This window comes from Mesorhizobium xinjiangense, assembly GCF_009749525.1.
Lineage (GTDB): Bacteria > Pseudomonadota > Alphaproteobacteria > Rhizobiales > Rhizobiaceae > Mangrovimarina > Mangrovimarina xinjiangensis.
In genome coordinates this window covers 61,168-79,315 of sequence record NZ_WOAC01000012.1, presented here as the reverse complement: position 1 = coordinate 79,315, position 18,148 = coordinate 61,168, and the positions used below count along the sequence as shown (strand labels likewise).

The following is an 18,148-nucleotide window of genomic DNA, read 5'->3' as shown; positions in this document are numbered from 1 at the left end:
GACCCCCTCCACCATGCTTCGCATGGAGGACCCGGCTCCGCAGCTTGATCCTCCCCCGTTCACGGGGGAGGGGGACCGCCGGAGGCGGTGGAGGGGGCAACCGAAACAACAGGTGGGAACACAGCATGGACTTTGACCTGACCGAAGAACAATCGATCCTCAAGGACTCGCTCGACCGGCTGCTGGCCGACAAGTACGGCTTCGAGGACCGCAACCGCTACGCCAAGGCTGCCGAGGGCTGGAGCGGCGAGATGTGGCAGCATTTCGCCGAAATGGGGCTGATGGCCCTGCCCTTCGCGGAAGAGGATGGCGGCATCGGCGGCGGGCCGGTGGAGACCATGATCGTCATGGAATCGCTCGGCAAGGCGCTGGCGCTGGAACCATACTTCGCGACCGTCGTGCTCGGCGGCGGCTTTTTGCGCCTCGGCGGCTCGCCCGCGCAAAAGGCCGACCTCGTGCCGCAGGTGGCCGAAGGCGCCCTGAAGCTCGCTTTCGCCCATCAGGAGCGCAACGCACGCTTCGACCTTGCCCATGTCGAGACGAGCGCGACGAAGGACGGCGACGGCTATGTGCTGAACGGCGCCAAGAGCGTGGTCACGCACGGCGACTGCGCCGACAAGCTCTTCGTCACCGCGCGGCTTTCGGGCGACAGCCGCGACGAGACAGGCGTCGGCGTCTTTCTCGTCGATGCCGGCGCCGACGGGCTCACCCGGCGCGGCTACCCGACACAGGACGGGCTGCGCGCCGCCGAGATCACGCTGGACAATGTCAAGGTCGGTGCCGACGCGCTCTTCGGCAAGCCCGGTAAGGGCATGACGCTGGTGCGCGCCGTCGTCGACCAGGCGATCGCCGCTCTTTCGGCCGAATCCCTCGGCGTCATGTCGGCCATGCACGAGCTGACCGTCGACTACATGAAGGTGCGCAAGCAGTTCGGCTTGCCGATCGGCGCCTTCCAGGCACTGCAGCACAAGGCGGTCGACATGTTCGTGGCGCTCGAGCAGGCGCGTTCCATCACCATGTTCGCCACCATGATGGCCGACAGCGCAAATGCCGACGAACGCGCCCGCGCCGTGCATGCGGCCAAGGCCGAGATCGGCCGCGGTGGGAGGCTGGTCGGCGAGAACGCCATCCAGATCCATGGCGGCGTCGGCATGACGATGGAATATGCCGTCGGGCACTATTTCAAGCGCATGACGATGATCGACGTCGCCTTCGGCAATGCGGACCATCACCTGCGCGCGCTGGCGGGCGCCGGTGGCCTGTTCGAGGAAAAGGCGGCCTGAGAGGGCGCTGCGAGGGGCAGGCTTCCTCTCAGGCAGCGGCGACCGCCGCTCGGACGTCGCCCGCCTCTTCTGCCGGTGCGCAGTAAATGGCGTAGAGCGTCTCCAGGATGGTACGCGTCTCCTGCGAGGCGACGCTGTAATAGATTTCGCGACCGTCCCGGCGTGTCGTCACGATGCGCAGCGCCCGCAACTTCGCCAGCTGCTGCGACAGCGCCGACTGGCTCATGCCAACCGCTTCGGCGAGCGGCTGCACCGCCATTTCACCCTCAAGAAGATTGCACAGCACCAGAAGCCGGTTCTTGTTGGCGAGAACCGAGAGCAGTTCTGCGGCCCGCTCGGCCGATTCCGCCATGCGAGAAATTTCAATCGCCGCCATTCGAATAACCCTTGCACACATTCATATGTTTTCATATGTAGACGTTACCGCAATTTTTGCAACACCGTATGAGTTCAGACATGACGGAATTCACCCCACTTGCCTCACTTGCCGGCGGCGCCCTCATCGGGCTGGCTGCGGTACTGCTCATGGCCCTGCATGGCCGCATCGCCGGCATGACCGGCATTTTGACAGGCGTGCTGCCACCCCTCGCCTCGGATTGGCGGTGGCGGGCCGCGTTTCTCGCCGGCGCGATCCTCGCGCCGCTCGCGCTGCTGCTCTCCGGTGTATCGGTTCCCTTCAGCGTGCCGTCGAGCGCGGGCATGTTGATCATCGGCGGTTTCCTGGTCGGCGTCGGCGTGCACTACGGCAGCGGCTGCCCGAGCGGCCACGGGATTTGCGGCATGTCACGTTTGTCGCTTCGCTCGATCAGCGCTGTCGCAACCTTCATGCTGACTGCGTTCGTGACCGTCTTTGTCGTACGTCACGTCATCGGAGGATGAGGTCATGCCGAGATTGTTTTCAGCCTTCCTGATCGGTGGCCTGTTCGGCCTCGGAATAGCCATTTCCGGCATGATCAATCCGGCCAAGGTGCTCAACTTCTTCGACATCGCCGGAACCTGGGATCCAAGCCTGGCCTTCGTGATGGGTGGCGGCCTGGCGGTCGCCGCGATTGGCTATCGCATCGTTTTCGCCCGGTCAGCGCGACCAGTGTTCGAAAGTGGCTTCGCCCTGCCGCAACGCAAGGAGATCGATCGCGAACTTGTCGCCGGCGCGGCCGTGTTCGGTATCGGCTGGGGTATTGCCGGCTTCTGCCCCGGCGGTGCGATCCCTGCCTTGGGTCTCGGCCATCCCGAAACGCTGCTCTTTCTCACGGCCATGATTGCGGGCATCATAGCGGCGCGTTGGATGCGCACACGTATCGCTCGCGCTGCGGCGGCCTGACAGGGCCGCACCATTCAACAACAAGGAGGCACCCCCATGCCGTCGCCCCTGCCCTTTACGCCTGACACCTCCGTCAAGCCGGAGGTCATCGGCTTCTTCGACGAGGCCACCAACACGGTTTCCTATATCGTCAAGGACCCGGCCTCCGACGCCTGCGCCGTCATCGATTCGGTGATGGACATCGACTATGCCGCGGGCCGTATCGCCTACGATCACGCCGACGAGATCATCAAGCATATCCGGGACAATGGCTGGACGCTGGAATGGGTCATCGAGACCCATGTCCATGCCGACCATCTCTCCGCCGCGCCCTACATCCAGAAAGAGCTCGGCGGCAGGATGGGCATCGGCAAGAACATCACCATCGTCCAGGACGTCTTCGGCAAGATCTTCAACGAAGGCACCGAGTTCCAGCGTGACGGCTCGCAGTTCGACCGCCTGTTCGACGATGGCGACAGCTACGAGATCGGCACCATGACCGCCTACGCCATGCTCACGCCCGGCCACACGCCGGCCTGCATGACGCATGTCGTCGGCGATGCCGCCTTCGTCGGCGACACGCTTTTCATGCCCGACGGCGGCTCGGCGCGCGCCGATTTTCCCGGCGGCGACGCGCGCACGCTCTACCGCTCGATCCGCCGCGTCCTGTCACTGCCCGACGAGACGCGGCTGTTCATCTGCCACGACTACGGGCCCAACGGGCGCGACATCAGATGGGAAACGACGGTGGCCGAGGAACGGGCGCACAATGTCCATGTCCGCGACGGCGTCACGGAGGACGAGTTCGTCGACATGCGCGAGACGCGCGACAAGACGCTTGCCATGCCGAAGCTCATCATCCCGTCGCTGCAGGTCAACATGCGCGGCGGCCAGTTGCCCCCGAAGGATCAAGATGGCAAGACGTTCCTGAAAGTGCCGGTCAACGGCCTGTAATCCGAAAGGGCCGTGTGCCGGCCGCATATTGCGAGAAGAGGTGAGGCGCGATGGAGATCTGCCAGATCAATGACGAATTCGCCGTGGCCGGGCAGATCTCGGCCGATCATGTGCAGGCGATCGCCGATGCCGGCTTCAAAAGCCTGGTCTGCAACCGTCCCGACAGCGAGGACGGGGCCGTGCCGCATGACGGCATCGAGGCGGCGGCGCAATCGGCCGGACTGGAGTTCCGCTTCATTCCCGTCGTCAGCGGCGCCATCACCGAAGAGGACGTACGCGAGATGGGCGCGGCGCTGAAAACCTTGCCCGGGCCGGTGCTCGCCTATTGCCGCACCGGCGGCCGCTGCACCAATCTCTACGGCCTCGTCCAGCAGATGGGCGTGTAGCGCGCACGCCGCTTACCGGCATTTGCAACACGTCATCCCGGAAGCCCGAAGGGCTGTCCGGGACCTAGAACATGTACCTTTCGCTCAAACGAATTCGTTTGAGCGAAAGGTACATGTTCCAGCATATCGATCTGGCGCGCATATCTTTGCTTCAAACGTTTCCGTTGAAGCAAACGCGCGCTAGCGCCGCTTCGCCGGGATGACGCTGGTCGCAAAAATGCGCCTCAATACAATATGCGCAACAAGAACAGCGTGATCGGCGGAAACAGGACGAGCAGCACGGTGCGTGTCAGATCCGCCAGCACGAAGGGCGTGACGCCGCGATAGGTCGCGACGATCGGCGTATCCTTGGCCATGGAATTGATGACGAAGAGGTTCATCCCCACCGGCGGCGTGATCAGACCGACCTCCACCACGATCAGAACCAATATGCCGAACCAGATGGCAAACTCTTCCGCCGGAAGTCCGAAGTCGAGCGCCGTCACGATCGGGAAGAAGATCGGGATGGTCAAAAGGATCATCGACAGCGAATCCATCACGCAGCCGAGCAGCAGATAGAGCACCAGAATGGCGACCAGCACGATCCACGGGTTGAAACCCTGCCCCGATATATAGGCGGCTGCTTCCTGCGGCACCTGCGACAGGGCCAGGAAGCCGTTATAGATCGAGGCTCCGAAGACGATGAAGAAGATCATGCCGGTGGCCACGGCCGTCGCCAGGATGGAATCGATGAATGTCTTGCGCGTAAGGCCGCCATTGACCAGCGCGATGAGCCCCGTGCCGGCCGCGCCGATCGCCGCGGCTTCCGTCGGCGTGAACCAGCCGAAATAGATGCCCCCGACGACAGCGAAAAAGACCAGAAGCACCGGCCACACGTCGAACAGGGCCCCGAAGCGTTCCCGGTAGGTAGCGCGCGGGCTTGCGCCGGCAGAACCGGGATAGAGCCGGACATAGATCGAGATCGCGAGCATGTAGCCGATCGCCGCCAGAATGCCCGGCACGAAGGCCGAGAGGAACAGCTTGGCGATGTTCTGTTCGGCGAGGATGGCGTAGATCACCAGCACGACCGAAGGCGGGATGAGGATGCCGAGCGTGCCGCCGGCGGCCAGGGTTCCCGTCGCCAGGCCGCCCGAATAGCCGTAGCGGCGCAGTTCGGGCAGCGCGACCTGAGCCATGGTGGCGGCGGTGGCCAGCGACGATCCGCAGATCGCCCCGAAACCGGCGCACGCGCCGATCGCCGCCATCGCAACGCCGCCGCGGCGATGGCCGAGCCAGGTGTTGGCCGCCTTGAACAGGGATTGCGACATCCCGCCGAGCCCGGCGAACTGTCCCATCAGCAGAAAGAGCGGGATGATCGACAGCGAATGGTTCGAGAAGGTGGAGTAGGTTTCGGCCTTGAGCTTCGCCAGGATCGGATTCCACGTACCCGTCACCAGCCAGGTGCCCACGATGCCGCAAAGCAGCATGGAAAGACCGATCGGTATGCGCAGGAATATGAGAAGAAGAAGGACCGGGAACGACCAGATGCCGAGTTCGAAATTGGTCAAAGCATGCCCCCATGCGTCGGCGCGAATTCCGAACGGCCCCTGCGCACCTCACGCAGGCGCACGCCGGTCATGTATATCGAAACGATCACACAGACGACCGCGCCGACCATTGCAGCGGCAAAGCCCCACCACACCGGAAACTGCAGGATGAAGGTCGTCTCGCCGTAGCGGACCTTGTCCATCATGCCGACCCAAAGCCGCCAGGCGATGACGATGAGGGCGATGGTCATCAGGATTTCCGCGACGAGGTCGATCCATCTGTTGACCGAATCGGGCAGATAGCTGGTGAACAGGTCGACACTGGCGTGGCCGCGATTGAGCTGGCACCAGGGCAGGAAGGCGAAGACGGCAAAGGCCGTTCCCACCTCGACCAGTTCGAAATCCCCCGGCACCGGCGCCAGGCCGAGAAAGATCAGCGAACGGCCGGTGATGCTGACCACCGTCATGACGATCAGGACGGCAAGCACCACCCCGCCGAGGATCGCCATGATGCGCGCCAATCCATATATGACCGCCGATAAGGCCATGCGGTACCTCCCACCTGATTGCGTCCCGTTGCGGTCCCACCCACCGGTCGCAGTGCAACTCGCCTCCGGAATTGTTATGGCAAATAACAGTCTAGCGATCAACGTCCGACTTGATGCCACGAGAACGTCCGACGGGCAATGACCTAGCGCGCGTTCGCTTCAAACGGAAACGTTTGGGCGGGACATGCTCTGTCGACCGGCGCCATGGAGGCGGGACGGCGCCCGCCTCCATGATCCGGCATCCGCCTCACATGTCGGTGTATTTGTCGATCAGCGCGTTTGCCTCGTCGATCAGGGCCTGGCCATCGATGCCCTCTGCCTCCATTTCCTGAACCCATTTGTCGTAGACGGGCTGCGCGGCCTCTTTCCAGCGTTCGACCTCGGCTTCATCGAGCGTGATGATGTTGTTGCCCATGTCGACGGCGATCTGCCGGCTCGGCACGTCGGCGCCCGCCTGGGTCTTGCCGGCGAATGCCGAGAACTCCTGCCCCGAATTGTCGTCGATGACCTTTTTGAGATCGTCCGGCAGGCTCTCATAGCGGTCCTTGTTCATCGCCAGCACGAAGGCGGTGGTGTAGAGCGCGTGGTCGCCGCCGAATTCGGTGTGGTTCTCGACCAGTTCGGGCACCTTGAGGGCCGGCGTGACCTCCCAGGGGATGACGCAGGCGTCGATGACGCCCTTCGACAGCGCCTCCGTGATCGCCGGCACCGGCATGCCGACGGGCGTGGCGCCAAGTTCGCCGAACAGCCCGGTGATGATGCGGGTGGGTGCGCGCACCTTCAGCCCTTTCAAGTCCTCGAGCTTGCTGATCGGCCTGTTCGAATGGATCATGCCCGGGCCGTGCACCCAGGTGCCGAGGATATGGACGTCCTTGAAGTCCGTGTCCTTCATCTCCTTCTCGAACAAATCCCAGTAAGCCCGAGATGTCGCTTCGGCATTGGTCATCATGAAGGGAAGTTCGAAGACTTCGGCGCGCGGAAACCGACCCGGCGTGTAACCGACAACCGTCCAGATGATGTCGACCGTGCCGTCGATGGCCTGATCCATCAGTTGCGGCGGCGTGCCGCCGAGCTGCATGGCCGGATAGCGCTCGACCTTTATGCGCCCGTCCGAATCCTCCTCGACCTTGTCGGCCCACGGATCGAGCACCAGCTTCGGCACATTGGCCTGCGGCGGCAGGAACTGGTGCAGGCGCAGCGTCACTTCCTGCGCGAGCCCAGCGGCGCTGCCTGCCAGCAGCCCCGCGCAGGCGACCGCGCCGGCCAAAAGCATTGATCTGAATGAATAATGTCGCATTCGTCTCCTCCCGTTTGATCTCCACCATTCACGGCGATTATCAACCATCGCCGACGAACGGTCGAGCGCCAACCATAACCATTTTTATGTGACAAGGAAGACAGGGCTGGCCACTATTTTGTAACATATCCATGAATTCCGGCCGCGAAGCGCAATGGGTCCCGGCGCGCAATCTTGAACGACCTGAGCACTATGACGCCCCCTCACACGGGAAGGCTCGGCGTCTCCTTCAGCGTCTCCAGCACGATCGCCGTCTTTACGTGCTGCACCGATTCATGCGGCAACAGCACGCCGTTGACGAATTCCGACAGCGATTTCAGGTCAGGCGTGACGACCTTGACCACATAGTCCATCTCGCCGGTCAGCGCATAGGCCTCCTGCACCTCGGGCAGATCGGACAAAAGCTCGGCGAAGCGGCGTGCATTGTCGCGATTGTGCGTCGCCAGCGTCACCGTGATGATGTTGACCAGCGAAAAGCCCATCTTTTCGCGGTCGAGCATGGCGCGATAGCCGCGGATATAGCCCTCCTCCTCGAGCCGCTGGCGCCGCCGCGAGCATTGCGACGGAGACAGGTTCACCCGCTCGCCGAGATCGTTGTTGGTCAGCCGCGCGTCCTCCTGCAGAAGCGCCAACATCTTGCGGTCATACTGATCCATTTCTCTAACTCCGTGCACCTTTGGTCATAATGATGCACGAACCGTGCAAAAATCAAGGCGCCAAGGCGCGACATTGCACGCCCCGTGCATGGCTCTCTTGCTACAATGGAGCAACAATCCAGCCATGAGAGGAGGACGACATGGGTCCGTTTCCGCACGACGCGCCGCCGCCTGAAATTTCCGAGCAGAACCCCGCCGGCACCGACGGGTTCGAATTCGTCGAGTTCGCCCATGAGGACGCCTCGAAGCTCTCCGAGCTTTTCACGCGCATGGGCTACACGCCGGTCGCGCGCCACAAGACCAGGGACATCACGGTCTGGCGCCAGGGCGACATCAACTACATCCTGAATGCCGAGCCGGGCTCCTTCGCCGCCGGTTTCGTGGAAAAGCACGGCCCCTGCGCGCCATCCATGGCCTGGCGCGTGGTCGACGCCAAGCACGCCTTCGACCACGCGGTCTCGAAGGGTGCCCAGCCCTATGAAGGCAACGACAAGACGCTCGACGTGCCGGCCATCGTCGGCATCGGCGGCTCGCTGCTCTACTTCGTCGACACATATGGCGAGAAGGGCTCGGCCTATGACGAGGCGTTCGAATGGCTGGGCGAGCGCGATCCGAAGCCCGAGGGCGTCGGTTTCTATTATCTCGACCACCTGACCCACAACGTCTATCGCGGCAACATGGACAAGTGGTGGGGCTTCTACCGCGAGCTCTTCGGCTTCAAGCAGATCCACTATTTCGACATCGACGGCCGGATCACCGGGCTGGTCAGCCGCGCCATCACCAGCCCCTGCGGCAAGATCCGCATTCCGCTCAATGAATCGAAGGACGAGACGAGCCAGATCGTCGAGTATCTGAAGAAGTACAAGGGCGAAGGCATCCAGCACATCGCCGTCGGCACGGAAGGCATCTACGACGCGACCGACAGGCTGGCCGCCAACGGGCTGAAATTCATGCCCGGACCACCGGCAACCTATTACGACATGTCGTATGACCGGGTCAAAGGCCATGACGAGCCGATCGAGCGGATGAAGACGCACGGCATCCTGATCGACGGCGAAGGCGTCGTCGACGGCGGCATGACGAAGATCCTGCTGCAGATCTTCTCGAAAACGGTGATCGGCCCGATCTTCTTCGAATTCATCCAGCGCAAGGGCGACGAAGGCTTCGGCGAAGGCAATTTCCGCGCTCTCTTCGAATCGATCGAGGAGGACCAGATCCGCCGCGGCGTGCTCAAATCCGACGCCGCCGGCTGAACGCCTCCGAGGTCGAAACTGCACCGTCACCGGAGGGGGCAACGCGGCGCCCCTTTTGCCGCCGACCGATCGCCTTCAGCACCCGTGATCGCGCCATTGCACCGGCACGCGCCACGGGTGTGTCATGCCGGCTGAATGGGAGTCGGAAAAGCGGCCACAACACGGCCATGAATGCTGATTTCACTGTCCCCGCCTCGCGCGAATCCAGGTATCAGGGTGTCTTGGCGCGTGCGCATGGACGCACGGCACCCCGGTGCGCTTCCTCCCAACGATCGACGAAGGAGATATCCATGATCCGTTTCGCAAGCCTTTTGACCGGCGCGCTTCTCGCGGCGGGCGCGGCACAGGCCGATGAGGTCATTCGCCACAAGATCCCGAACTCGGACTTTCCCATCGCCCGCGCCGTCGAGGTGCCGGACGATGCCGACACCGTTTACCTGAGCGGCGCCGTGCCAGCCGTCATCGACGAAGATGCCGATTCGGCGTCGGTCGAGGCCTATGGCGACATGACCGAGCAGACGCGCAGCGTCTTCCAGGCCATCGACAAGACACTGAAGGACATCGGTCTCGACATGGGCGACGTCGTCAAGCTGCAGGTCTTCCTGGTCGGCCAGGACGGCCAGCCGATGGATTTCGCCGGCTTCATGGAGGGCTATACGGAATTCTTCGGCACCGACGCCCAGCCCAACCTTCCCGCGCGCTCGGTGTTCGAGGTGGCGGGTCTGGCCAATCCCGGTTGGCTAATCGAGGTCGAGGCCATCGCCGTGCGCGACGACAACTGAGCCAGCCTTGCCAGGAAGCCGCCGCCCAGCGCTGCAGAGGCGGCGGCTCCCGCGCTCAACGCTGGTCTTTCTCCACCGTCTGCTCGATGGCGCCAAAGATCGAATGGCCGGCCTCGTCCTTCATCTCGATCCTGACCGTGTCGCCGAAGCGCATGAAGGGGGTTTTGGGCGCACCGTCGTCGATCGTCTCGATCATGCGGATCTCGGCAATGCAGGAATAGCCCGCCCCATCCTCCGACACCGCTTTGCCGGGGCCGCCGTCGAGCTTGTTCGACACCGTGCCCGAGCCGACGATCGAGCCGGCGCACAGGGGCCGCGTCTTGGCCGCATGCGCGATGAGGGTCGGGAAATCGAAGGTCATGTCGATGCCGGCATTGGCGCGGCCGAAGGGCTGGCCGTTCAGGTCGACGATCAGCGGCAGGTTGAGCCTGCCGCCGTCCCAGGCGTCGCCGAACTCGTCCGGCGTGACGGCCACCGGCGAGAAGGCCGATGACGGCTTCGACTGGAAGAAGCCGAACCCCTTGCCGAGCTCCGCCGGGATCAGGCCGCGCAGCGACACGTCATTGACCAGCATGACAAGTCGGATCGCCGCCCGCGCCTCGTCGATGCTGGCGCCCATCGCCACGTCGTCGACGATGACGGCGATTTCGCCTTCCATGTCGATGCCGAACGCCTCGTCGGCCATCACGATCGGATCGCGCGGGCCGAGAAAGGAATCCGAGCCGCCCTGATACATCAGCGGGTCGGACCAGAAGCTCTCCGGCATCTGCGCGCCGCGCGCCTTGCGCACCAGTTCGACATGATTGACGTAGGCCGAACCGTCGGCCCACTGGTAAGCGCGCGGCAGCGGCGACAGCGCGTCGTGCTCGTGGAAACGCTGCGACGGCACCGAGCCGTGCTCGAGGCTCTCGGCCAGGGCTTCGAGATGCGGCGCAATACGCGTCCAGTCGTCGAGCGCCGCCTGCAGCCTCGGCGCCAGGAAGGACGCATCCGCATAGCGTGTCAGATCTCTCGACACCAATACGAGTTGACCGTCGCGCGTGCCGTTCCTCAATGTCGCCAGTTTCAAAGCCGTCGCTCCCTTGTTCTTGTCTGTTCGTCGAGCGGCACGACGAGCCCGTCGCTGCCGACCGTCAGGGGTCCGTCCCAAGCCGGCCGCACCGCATCGATCCAATCGTCAACGCCGATTTCGGGATCGTCGGCCGGGATGAGGTGGTTGAGCACCAGATGCCCGACCGCCGCATCCTTGGCGATCCGCCCGACATCGGCGGCCAGGCTGTGGCTGGCCATGAGATGCTCCTTGAGCCGGGCGCCATTGGCCGTGCGGCTGACGAGCCGGTCAATCCCCTGCTCCAGCATGGCCTCGTGCACGAGAATGTCGGCGCCTTGCGCAAAGGCGCAGAGCGGCGGGTGCGGCGCGGTGTCCGAGGAGATCACGATGCTCCGCTCGCCGCTGTCGAAGCGCAATGCGTAGCACTGTGTGACGGGCGGATGGTCGACACGCAGCGCCGTCACCTTCAATCCGTTCTCCTCCAGAACCGCGCCTTCGCCGAATTCCTCGACACTGACAAGTTCGCGCAGGTCGGGCCGTCCTTCGTCTTCGATGCGGATGTCGATGTCGAACGCCATCGACTTGAGAAATTGCGCCCAGTAGTGGCCGGTTCCCGCCGGGCCGAAGATGCGCACAGGACTTGCCAGTCCGGCCGTCCAGGCCGTGTGCACAAGCGGCCCCAGTTCCAGCACGTGGTCTGAGTGGAGATGGGTGACGAAGATGAGGTCGAGGCCGTTCAGATGCATGCCCGCATCGACGAGACCGCGCGTCACGCCGAGCCCGCAATCGACGACGATGCGGCGGCCGCCGATTTCGATCAGCGATGATGTCGGCGACGGTCCGCCGGGCCGGATCGCCGGCCCGCCCTTCGAACCCAGGATGACAAGTCTGTCGGCCAAGATCGCTCCTCGCAGCGCGGCAGGTTTGACGCCCCCGCGATTTTGTTGCAGTCGTAACCATCAAGATTGCAACTATCAATGGGCGTACGCCATGAATGTTGAAGTGGACCAGACGGCGGAGACGGCGGCAAGCCTGGAACTGGAGAATTTTCTGCCCTATCGGCTCAACAGGCTGGCCGACGCCGTCAGCCGCGAGTTCGCCCGCATCTACAAGGACCGCCACGGCCTGACCCGTCCCGAATGGCGGCTGCTGGCCACGCTCGGCCAGTACGGCACGATGACGGCCACCGCCGTCGGTGCGCATTCCTCGATGCACAAGACGAAGGTCAGCCGTGCCGTGACGGCGCTGGAGCAGCGCAAGTGGCTGGTCCGCGAAACGAGCGAGACCGACCGGCGGGTCGAGCATCTGCGCCTGACGAAATCCGGCGCCACCGCCTATCGCGAACTGGTCCCGATCGCCAGGCAATTCGAAACGCGCATACTTCAGGAAATGCAGGAAAGCGACCGCCGAGCGGTGCTGGCGGGATTGACCGCACTCGAAAAATCAACCCTTGGCGATTGACCCGAAAGGAAGCGGCGCCTATATTTGACTGGTCAATTTGACTGGTCAATGTCATGAAAACCGTAGCCGCAACTGAAGCCAAGTCGAAATTCTCCGAACTTTTGAGCGACGTCGAGCGCGGTGAAACCGTGCGCATTACGCGTCATGGGAAGACGGTGGCACGACTGGAACCTGGACGCGACGAAGATGAAAGGCAGTTCCGAGCCAAGGAAGCCGTTGAACGTTTTCAGGCTTGGAGGAAGACGCTTCCCAAGACCGATGTCACAGTAGAAGAGATTCTGGAATGGCGTGACGAAGGGCGCAAATAATTGCCGATTGTTATCGACAGTTCAGTAGCGGCCTGTTGGTGCCTTCCGGATGAAAGCTCGGCGGTTGCCGATGCGGCGTTGCATATGCTCTCTGAGACTGATCTGATCATGCCAAGCCTTTTCTGGTTTGAGCTTCGCAACGTCCTGTTGATAGGCGAACGGCGTAAACGCATCGCCATGCTGGATGTTCAACACAGTTTGGCTTTTGTCGACTCCCTACCTGCCATCGTTGACAATGCCTGTGTCGAACAATCGCTTATGATGCTGGCGCGAAGGCATGAATTGACGGCCTATGACGCGGCTTACCTCGAAGTCGCAATTCGAACGAATGCATTATTGGCCACTCTCGACAAGAAGCTCGTCCGAGCAGCGGAAGCAGAGGCGGTCCCTGTCCTCAAGGCCGAAAACCACTGAGGCATCAGGCGAGATCACCCGCCGTCGCGTCTTTTGGAGAAGCCAACACAAGGCTTCCTCACCAATCCATCACGACCTTTCCCGAATTGCCGCTCTTCATCGCCTCGAAACCCTCGAGATAGTCGTCGACGCCGATGCGATGGGTTATCAGCCCGCTGACGTCGAGCGGGCCCTGCACCAGCGCGATCATCTTGTACCAGGTCTCGAACATCTCGCGACCGTAGATGCCCTTGAGATGCAGCATCTTGAAGATGACCTTGTTCCAGTCGATCTCGAAGCCGGTCGGGGCGATGCCCAGAATGGCGATCTTGCCGCCATTGTTCATCGTGTCGATCATGTCGCGGAAGGCCGCCGCCGAGCCGGACATTTCGAGCCCCACATCGAAGCCTTCCGTCATGTGCTCCTCGCGCATGACGTCGGCCAGCTTTTCCTTCGACGCATCGACCACGTGATGCACGCCCATCTTGCGGGCGAGATCGAGCCGCACCGGATTGATGTCGGTGATCACCACCTTGCGCGCGCCGACGCATTGCGCCACCAGCGCGCCCATGATGCCGATCGGCCCGGCACCGGTAACCAGCACGTCCTCGCCGACGAGATCGAAGGACAGTGCGGTGTGGACCGCATTGCCGAGCGGATCGAAGATGGCGGCTATCTCGTCGGGCACATCGTCGGGGATCGCCACCACATTGTGCTGCGGGATGGCCAGATATTCGGCGAAGGCGCCCGGCCTGTTGACGCCGACGCCGAGCGTGTTGCGGCACAGATGCCCGCGCCCGGCGCGGCAATTGCGGCAGTGGCCGCACACGATGTGGCCTTCGCCCGAGACGCGCTGACCGACCGCGTACTCCGTTACGGCCTGGCCGAAATCGACCACCGTGCCGACGAATTCATGTCCCGTCACCATCGGCACCGGCACGGTCTTTTTAGCCCACTCGTCCCAATTGTAGATGTGGACGTCGGTGCCGCAGATCGCAGTCTTCTTCACCTTGATCAGAACGTCGTTGGGGCCGATCTCGGGGATGGGCACGCTTTCCATCCAGATGCCCGGCTCGGGGCGGGCTTTGACGAGTGCGTGCATCATGTTGGACATTCTCGGCGCTCCCTGAACTGAAACCTGCGGGGTCGGCGGTTCACCATGCGCGAGGGCACCAACACAGCCAACCTCACGAAATCACCCCCAACTCTCTTCCGACCTCCCCGAACGCCTCGACCGCGCGGTCGATATCGTCGAAGGAATGCGCCGCCGACATCTGGGTGCGGATGCGTGCCTGTCCCTTCGGCACGACGGGGAAGGAAAAGCCGATGACGTAGACGCCGCGCGCAAGCATCTTTTCCGCCATTTGCTGCGCCAGCGCCGCGTCGCCCAGCATGACCGGGATGATCGGATGATCCGCACCGGCAAGCGTGAAGCCGAGCCCGGTCATCTTTTCGCGAAACCGCGCCGCATTGGCATAGAGCTTTTCGCGCAAGCGCCCGCCGTCCTCGATCATGTCGAGCACCTTCAGCGATGCCGCCGCAATCGCCGGCATCAGCGTATTGGAGAAAAGATAGGGCCGCGAGCGCTGGCGCAGCCAGTCGACCACCTCGCGCCGGCCCGCCGTATAGCCGCCCGACGCGCCGCCCAGCGCCTTGCCGAGCGTGCCTGTGACGATATCGACCCGGCCTTCCACGCCGCAATATTCGGGCGAGCCTCGGCCATGCCGGCCGACAAAACCGACCGCATGGCTGTCGTCCACCATCACCATCGCGTCGTGCTTGTCCGCCAGGTCGCAGATGCCTTCCAGGTTGGCGACGATGCCGTCCATGGAAAACACGCCATCGGTGGCGATCAGCCGGAAGCGGCAGTCGGCCGCCTCCTTGAGCCTGGCCTCCAGGTCGGCCATGTCGTTGTTGGCGTAGCGATAACGCCGCGCCTTGGAAAGGCGCACCCCGTCGATGATCGAAGCGTGGTTGAGGGCATCGGAAATGATCGCGTCGTCCTCGCCGAGCAGCGTTTCGAAAAGCCCCGCATTGGCGTCGAAGCAGGAGGAGTAGAGGATCGTGTCCTCGAAGCCGAGGAAACGCGAAATCCGCGCCTCGAGCTGCTTGTGCTCCTCCTGCGTGCCGCAGATGAAGCGCACCGACGCCATGCCGTAGCCGTAGCAGTCGAGCGCCGCCTTGGCGGCATTGCGCAATTCCTCGCTGTCGGCGAGGCCCAGATAATTGTTGGCGCAGAAATTGAGCACCTTTTCGCCGCCGGCCACTTCGATGACCGCCGACTGCATGGACGTGATGACGCGCTCCGGCTTGTAAAGTCCCGCAGACTTCAGCCCCTCGAGCTCGCCGGCCAAATGGGCGATGAAACGCTCGCTCATCCGCTGTGGTCTCCTTTCACATTTCCCTGCAATTTGCCTTCGAAGCGAGGCTATCACAATTATCACCCGATGCGGTCCCCTCGCCCGGGCAGAACATTCGCCGGCCATGCCTTTATGTTGCAATGATGGGCGACTATTGCGACAGGCAAAGGAGCCCCCGAAATGGCCAAGACCGACAGCCTCTCCCAACTCGGCGCCAAGGCTGAAACGCCCGCCTCGCCCGACGAAGCGCTGCTGGAGACCGTACCCTATGCGCGCGGCGAAGGCCCGCCGGCGATCGTGCGTTTCACCTGCCCGGAATTCACCTCGCTCTGCCCGGTGACCGGCCAGCCCGACTTCGCCCATATCGTCATCGACTATGCGCCGGACGCCGCGCTTGTGGAATCGAAATCGCTGAAACTCTTCCTCACCTCCTTCCGCAACCACGGCGCCTTTCATGAGGATTGCACGGTGATGATCGCGCGCCGCGTCATCGAGGCGACGACGCCGCTGTGGCTCAGGATCGCCGGCTACTGGTACCCGCGCGGCGGCATCCCGATCGACGTCTTCTGGCAGACCGGCGCGCCGCCCGAAGGCGCCTGGCTGCCCGACCAGGGCGTGGCGCCCTATCGCGGACGGGGGTGAGACCGGCCGGGCTCTTCGCGCATGCCGCCATGCTCTCCGCGCCCCCTCCCCTCGCCGCCGAATCCGGCTATAACCTACCCATGTCGATCCGCCAGCTTTCCGAAACCATGATCAACCAGATCGCCGCCGGCGAGGTTATCGAGCGGCCGGCGAGCGTGGTCAAGGAACTCATCGAAAACGCACTCGACGCCCGCGCGTCCCGCGTCGAGGTCGTCACCGCCGGCGGCGGCCTCAACCTGATCCGCGTCATCGACGACGGGGGAGGCATTGCGGAGAACGAATTGCCTCTGGCGGTATCGCGCCATTGCACCTCCAAACTGTCCGACGACATCCACGACATCCGCTCGCTCGGCTTTCGCGGCGAGGCACTGCCCTCGATCGGCTCGGTGGCGCGGCTGACCATCCGTTCGCGCACCGCCGACGCCCCGCACGCCGCCGAAATTCTTGTCGAGGGCGGGCGCGTCGAGGGTCCGCGTCCGGCGGCGGCCAATCCGGGCACGCTGGTCGAGGTGCGCGACCTCTTCTTCGCCACCCCGGCACGTCTCAAATTCATGAAGGGCGAGCGCGCCGAAACGAGCGCCGTCACCGATGTGGTGCGCCGCATGGCGGTCGCCTTCCCGCAGGTGCGCTTCACGCTTTCGGGCACCGACCGTACGCGGCTCGACCTGCCGGGCGAAACGGGTGAGAACGGTGCGCTCAACCGTCTGGCGAAGGTGCTGGGCGCGGAATTTCCGAAGAACGCCATCGCCATCGACGCCGAGCGCGAAGGCGTGCGGCTGTCCGCCCAGGTGTCGACGCCCGCCTACACGCGCGCCAACTCGCTGCAGCAATATGCCTTCGTCAACGGGCGCCCGGTGCGCGACAAGCAGATCTCCGCCGCCTTGCGCGCCGCCTATGCCGATGTCCTGCCGCGCGACCGCTTCCCCGTCGCCGCGCTCTTCCTCACGCTCGATCCCGCGCTCGTCGACGTCAACGTTCATCCGGCAAAGGCCGATGTGCGCTTTCGCGATCCGGGACTGGTGCGCGGGCTCATCATCGGTGCCATCCGCCAGGCGCTGAGCGAGGCCGGCATCCGGCCATCGAGCGAGGGGGCGGCGGGCATGCTGTCGGCTTTCCGGCCGGGCGGTCCGGGCAACGCCGCGTCCTATCAGGCTGCCGCCCCCTATGCAGGGCGCGCCGCTCCGCCCGCATATGCAGGTCCGGAACATTCGCCCTACCGCCCCTTGTCATCCGGCTTCGGCGAGGGGGCGCAGGCCACGCTCGACCCCGTCGCCGCCCCGGCCGCCGATGCCCGCGCCGGCGAGATCGAGGCGGCCGCAGAGCTTACCCGTGCGCCGCTCGGCGCGGCGCGGGCGCAGGTGCACGAAAACTACATCGTCGCCCAGACGGACGATTCGCTCGTCATTGTCGACCAGCACGCCGCCCATGAGCGCCTCGTCTACGAGGCCCTGAAGCGGGCACTGCATTCGCGGCCCCTGCCGGCCCAGATGCTGCTTCTGCCCGAAATCGTCGACCTGCCGGAGGACGACGCCGAACGCCTGGCCTCGCACGCCGAGACGCTCAAGCGCTTCGGCCTCGGCCTCGAGCGCTTCGGGCCGGGCGCGGTCGCGGTGCGCGAGACGCCGGCCATGCTGGGCGAGACCGACGTGCAGAGCCTGGTGCGCGACCTGGCCGACGAGATCGCCGACACCGACAGCACCGACATGCTGAAGGAACGCATCGACCACATCGCCGCCACCATGGCCTGCCACGGCTCGGTGCGTTCGGGACGCCGGCTGCGCGCCGAGGAGATGAACGCGCTGTTGCGGCAGATGGAGGCCACGCCTGGCTCGGGCACATGCAATCATGGCCGGCCGACCTATATCGAGCTCAAGCTTGCCGACATCGAACGCCTGTTCGGCCGGCGATGAGGCACCAGCCGCCAACCTCTCTGCTTGACCTCGCAGGC

General features: G+C 63.9%; 21 protein-coding genes. 12 read left to right on the top strand and 9 right to left on the bottom strand.

Annotated elements, in window-relative coordinates; all coding sequences use genetic code 11:
* Nucleotides 1-125 precede the first annotated feature (125 nt).
* Complete coding sequence (locus tag GM909_RS13870; protein ID WP_157016984.1) at nucleotides 126-1,283, top strand: acyl-CoA dehydrogenase family protein; 1,158 nt, start codon at nucleotides 126-128, stop codon at nucleotides 1,281-1,283.
* 28 nt (nucleotides 1,284-1,311) lie between these two features.
* Here GM909_RS13870 and GM909_RS13865 read toward each other — a convergent pair whose 3' ends face one another.
* Nucleotides 1,312-1,659, bottom strand: coding sequence for an ArsR/SmtB family transcription factor (locus GM909_RS13865; RefSeq protein WP_235911894.1), 348 nt, complete (start codon nucleotides 1,657-1,659; stop codon nucleotides 1,312-1,314).
* 80 nt (nucleotides 1,660-1,739) lie between these two features.
* On the opposite strand from GM909_RS13865, the gene GM909_RS13860 reads away from it, so the two are divergent.
* The 4 genes from GM909_RS13860 to GM909_RS13845 are packed head-to-tail and all read left to right on the top strand — an operon-like array spanning nucleotide 1,740 to nucleotide 3,923.
* Nucleotides 1,740-2,162 carry a YeeE/YedE family protein gene (locus tag GM909_RS13860; protein WP_157016982.1) on the top strand — a complete coding sequence of 141 codons (423 nt, stop codon included), beginning with the start codon at nucleotides 1,740-1,742 and terminating at the stop codon, nucleotides 2,160-2,162.
* A gap of 4 nt (nucleotides 2,163-2,166) precedes the next feature.
* Nucleotides 2,167-2,604: a DUF6691 family protein gene (locus GM909_RS13855; RefSeq protein WP_157016981.1), complete on the top strand. Its 438-nt coding sequence runs from the start codon at nucleotides 2,167-2,169 to the stop codon at nucleotides 2,602-2,604.
* A gap of 36 nt (nucleotides 2,605-2,640) precedes the next feature.
* A complete protein-coding gene (locus GM909_RS13850; protein WP_157016980.1) occupies nucleotides 2,641-3,537 on the top strand; it encodes an MBL fold metallo-hydrolase in 897 nt (298 codons plus the stop codon).
* Between the two features lie 50 nt (nucleotides 3,538-3,587).
* Entirely contained in the window at nucleotides 3,588-3,923 is a 336-nt protein-coding gene (locus tag GM909_RS13845; protein ID WP_157016979.1) for a TIGR01244 family sulfur transferase, read from the top strand.
* A gap of 224 nt (nucleotides 3,924-4,147) precedes the next feature.
* Here the strand turns inward: GM909_RS13845 and GM909_RS13840 are convergent, their stop codons facing one another.
* The 4 genes from GM909_RS13840 to GM909_RS13825 all read right to left on the bottom strand — a co-directional run bounded on the left by GM909_RS13840 (nucleotide 4,148) and on the right by GM909_RS13825 (nucleotide 7,950).
* Nucleotides 4,148-5,470: a TRAP transporter large permease gene (locus GM909_RS13840; RefSeq protein ID WP_157016978.1), complete on the bottom strand. Its 1,323-nt coding sequence runs from the start codon at nucleotides 5,468-5,470 to the stop codon at nucleotides 4,148-4,150.
* Entirely contained in the window at nucleotides 5,467-5,997 is a 531-nt protein-coding gene (locus tag GM909_RS13835) for a TRAP transporter small permease (protein ID WP_157016977.1), read from the bottom strand. Before GM909_RS13835 ends, GM909_RS13840 begins: the two co-directional genes overlap by 4 nt.
* Before the next feature lie 247 nt (nucleotides 5,998-6,244).
* Nucleotides 6,245-7,294 (bottom strand): TRAP transporter substrate-binding protein, encoded by a 1,050-nt coding sequence (locus tag GM909_RS13830; RefSeq protein WP_198174247.1) that lies wholly within the window; start codon nucleotides 7,292-7,294, stop codon nucleotides 6,245-6,247.
* 203 nt (nucleotides 7,295-7,497) lie between these two features.
* Entirely contained in the window at nucleotides 7,498-7,950 is a 453-nt protein-coding gene (locus GM909_RS13825; protein ID WP_157016976.1) for an Lrp/AsnC family transcriptional regulator, read from the bottom strand.
* A gap of 140 nt (nucleotides 7,951-8,090) precedes the next feature.
* Here GM909_RS13825 and hppD point away from each other — a divergent pair, with 140 nt between their 5' ends.
* The gene (gene hppD, locus GM909_RS13820; protein ID WP_157016975.1) at nucleotides 8,091-9,203 is read left to right on the top strand and encodes a 4-hydroxyphenylpyruvate dioxygenase; all 1,113 of its coding nucleotides are present in this window, start codon (nucleotides 8,091-8,093) and stop codon (nucleotides 9,201-9,203) included.
* A 290-nt stretch (nucleotides 9,204-9,493) separates the two neighbouring features.
* Nucleotides 9,494-9,985 carry a RidA family protein gene (locus GM909_RS13815; protein ID WP_157016974.1) on the top strand — a complete coding sequence of 164 codons (492 nt, stop codon included), beginning with the start codon at nucleotides 9,494-9,496 and terminating at the stop codon, nucleotides 9,983-9,985.
* 55 nt (nucleotides 9,986-10,040) lie between these two features.
* Here GM909_RS13815 and GM909_RS13810 read toward each other — a convergent pair whose 3' ends face one another.
* Complete coding sequence (locus tag GM909_RS13810) at nucleotides 10,041-11,054, bottom strand: fumarylacetoacetate hydrolase family protein (protein WP_157016973.1); 1,014 nt, start codon at nucleotides 11,052-11,054, stop codon at nucleotides 10,041-10,043.
* Entirely contained in the window at nucleotides 11,051-11,935 is an 885-nt protein-coding gene (locus tag GM909_RS13805; protein WP_157016972.1) for an MBL fold metallo-hydrolase, read from the bottom strand. The genes GM909_RS13810 and GM909_RS13805 overlap by 4 nt, the downstream gene beginning before the upstream one ends.
* 91 nt (nucleotides 11,936-12,026) lie before the next feature.
* Between GM909_RS13805 and GM909_RS13800 the strand changes: the two genes are divergently transcribed.
* The 3 genes from GM909_RS13800 to GM909_RS13790 are packed head-to-tail and all read left to right on the top strand — an operon-like array spanning nucleotide 12,027 to nucleotide 13,219.
* Nucleotides 12,027-12,497 carry a MarR family winged helix-turn-helix transcriptional regulator gene (locus GM909_RS13800; RefSeq protein ID WP_157016971.1) on the top strand — a complete coding sequence of 157 codons (471 nt, stop codon included), beginning with the start codon at nucleotides 12,027-12,029 and terminating at the stop codon, nucleotides 12,495-12,497.
* A gap of 53 nt (nucleotides 12,498-12,550) precedes the next feature.
* Nucleotides 12,551-12,805, top strand: coding sequence for a type II toxin-antitoxin system Phd/YefM family antitoxin (locus GM909_RS13795; protein WP_157016970.1), 255 nt, complete (start codon nucleotides 12,551-12,553; stop codon nucleotides 12,803-12,805).
* Entirely contained in the window at nucleotides 12,806-13,219 is a 414-nt protein-coding gene (locus tag GM909_RS13790) for a type II toxin-antitoxin system VapC family toxin (protein WP_157016969.1), read from the top strand.
* 58 nt (nucleotides 13,220-13,277) lie between these two features.
* Here the strand turns inward: GM909_RS13790 and tdh are convergent, their stop codons facing one another.
* Together tdh and GM909_RS13780 are read right to left on the bottom strand one after the other, a co-directional pair.
* Nucleotides 13,278-14,312 carry an L-threonine 3-dehydrogenase gene (gene tdh, locus GM909_RS13785; RefSeq protein WP_157016968.1) on the bottom strand — a complete coding sequence of 345 codons (1,035 nt, stop codon included), beginning with the start codon at nucleotides 14,310-14,312 and terminating at the stop codon, nucleotides 13,278-13,280.
* Nucleotides 14,313-14,385: 73 nt separating this feature from the next.
* Nucleotides 14,386-15,576: a glycine C-acetyltransferase gene (locus GM909_RS13780; RefSeq protein ID WP_157016967.1), complete on the bottom strand. Its 1,191-nt coding sequence runs from the start codon at nucleotides 15,574-15,576 to the stop codon at nucleotides 14,386-14,388.
* A gap of 162 nt (nucleotides 15,577-15,738) precedes the next feature.
* Here GM909_RS13780 and queF point away from each other — a divergent pair, with 162 nt between their 5' ends.
* Nucleotides 15,739-16,200, top strand: coding sequence for a preQ(1) synthase (gene queF, locus GM909_RS13775; protein WP_157016966.1), 462 nt, complete (start codon nucleotides 15,739-15,741; stop codon nucleotides 16,198-16,200).
* An 80-nt stretch (nucleotides 16,201-16,280) separates the two neighbouring features.
* On the top strand, nucleotides 16,281-18,110 hold the full coding sequence (gene mutL / locus GM909_RS13770) for a DNA mismatch repair endonuclease MutL (protein WP_157017075.1): 1,830 nt from the start codon (nucleotides 16,281-16,283) through the stop codon (nucleotides 18,108-18,110).
* Nucleotides 18,111-18,148: the final 38 nt, after the last annotated feature.

Coding starts and splice junctions, on each gene's coding strand:
- GM909_RS13830 (WP_198174247.1), bottom strand. CDS start 7,294: ATGCGACATTATTCATTCAGATCAATGCTTTTGGCCGGCGCGGTCGCC.
- GM909_RS13845 (WP_157016979.1), top strand. CDS start 3,588: ATGGAGATCTGCCAGATCAATGACGAATTCGCCGTGGCCGGGCAGATC.
- GM909_RS13865 (WP_235911894.1), bottom strand. CDS start 1,659: ATGGCGGCGATTGAAATTTCTCGCATGGCGGAATCGGCCGAGCGGGCC.
- GM909_RS13780 (WP_157016967.1), bottom strand. CDS start 15,576: ATGAGCGAGCGTTTCATCGCCCATTTGGCCGGCGAGCTCGAGGGGCTG.
- tdh (WP_157016968.1), bottom strand. CDS start 14,312: ATGTCCAACATGATGCACGCACTCGTCAAAGCCCGCCCCGAGCCGGGC.
- GM909_RS13795 (WP_157016970.1), top strand. CDS start 12,551: ATGAAAACCGTAGCCGCAACTGAAGCCAAGTCGAAATTCTCCGAACTT.
- GM909_RS13825 (WP_157016976.1), bottom strand. CDS start 7,950: ATGGATCAGTATGACCGCAAGATGTTGGCGCTTCTGCAGGAGGACGCG.
- GM909_RS13835 (WP_157016977.1), bottom strand. CDS start 5,997: ATGGCCTTATCGGCGGTCATATATGGATTGGCGCGCATCATGGCGATC.
- hppD (WP_157016975.1), top strand. CDS start 8,091: ATGGGTCCGTTTCCGCACGACGCGCCGCCGCCTGAAATTTCCGAGCAG.
- mutL (WP_157017075.1), top strand. CDS start 16,281: ATGTCGATCCGCCAGCTTTCCGAAACCATGATCAACCAGATCGCCGCC.
- GM909_RS13870 (WP_157016984.1), top strand. CDS start 126: ATGGACTTTGACCTGACCGAAGAACAATCGATCCTCAAGGACTCGCTC.
- GM909_RS13850 (WP_157016980.1), top strand. CDS start 2,641: ATGCCGTCGCCCCTGCCCTTTACGCCTGACACCTCCGTCAAGCCGGAG.
- GM909_RS13855 (WP_157016981.1), top strand. CDS start 2,167: ATGCCGAGATTGTTTTCAGCCTTCCTGATCGGTGGCCTGTTCGGCCTC.
- GM909_RS13815 (WP_157016974.1), top strand. CDS start 9,494: ATGATCCGTTTCGCAAGCCTTTTGACCGGCGCGCTTCTCGCGGCGGGC.
- queF (WP_157016966.1), top strand. CDS start 15,739: ATGGCCAAGACCGACAGCCTCTCCCAACTCGGCGCCAAGGCTGAAACG.
- GM909_RS13800 (WP_157016971.1), top strand. CDS start 12,027: ATGAATGTTGAAGTGGACCAGACGGCGGAGACGGCGGCAAGCCTGGAA.
- GM909_RS13860 (WP_157016982.1), top strand. CDS start 1,740: ATGACGGAATTCACCCCACTTGCCTCACTTGCCGGCGGCGCCCTCATC.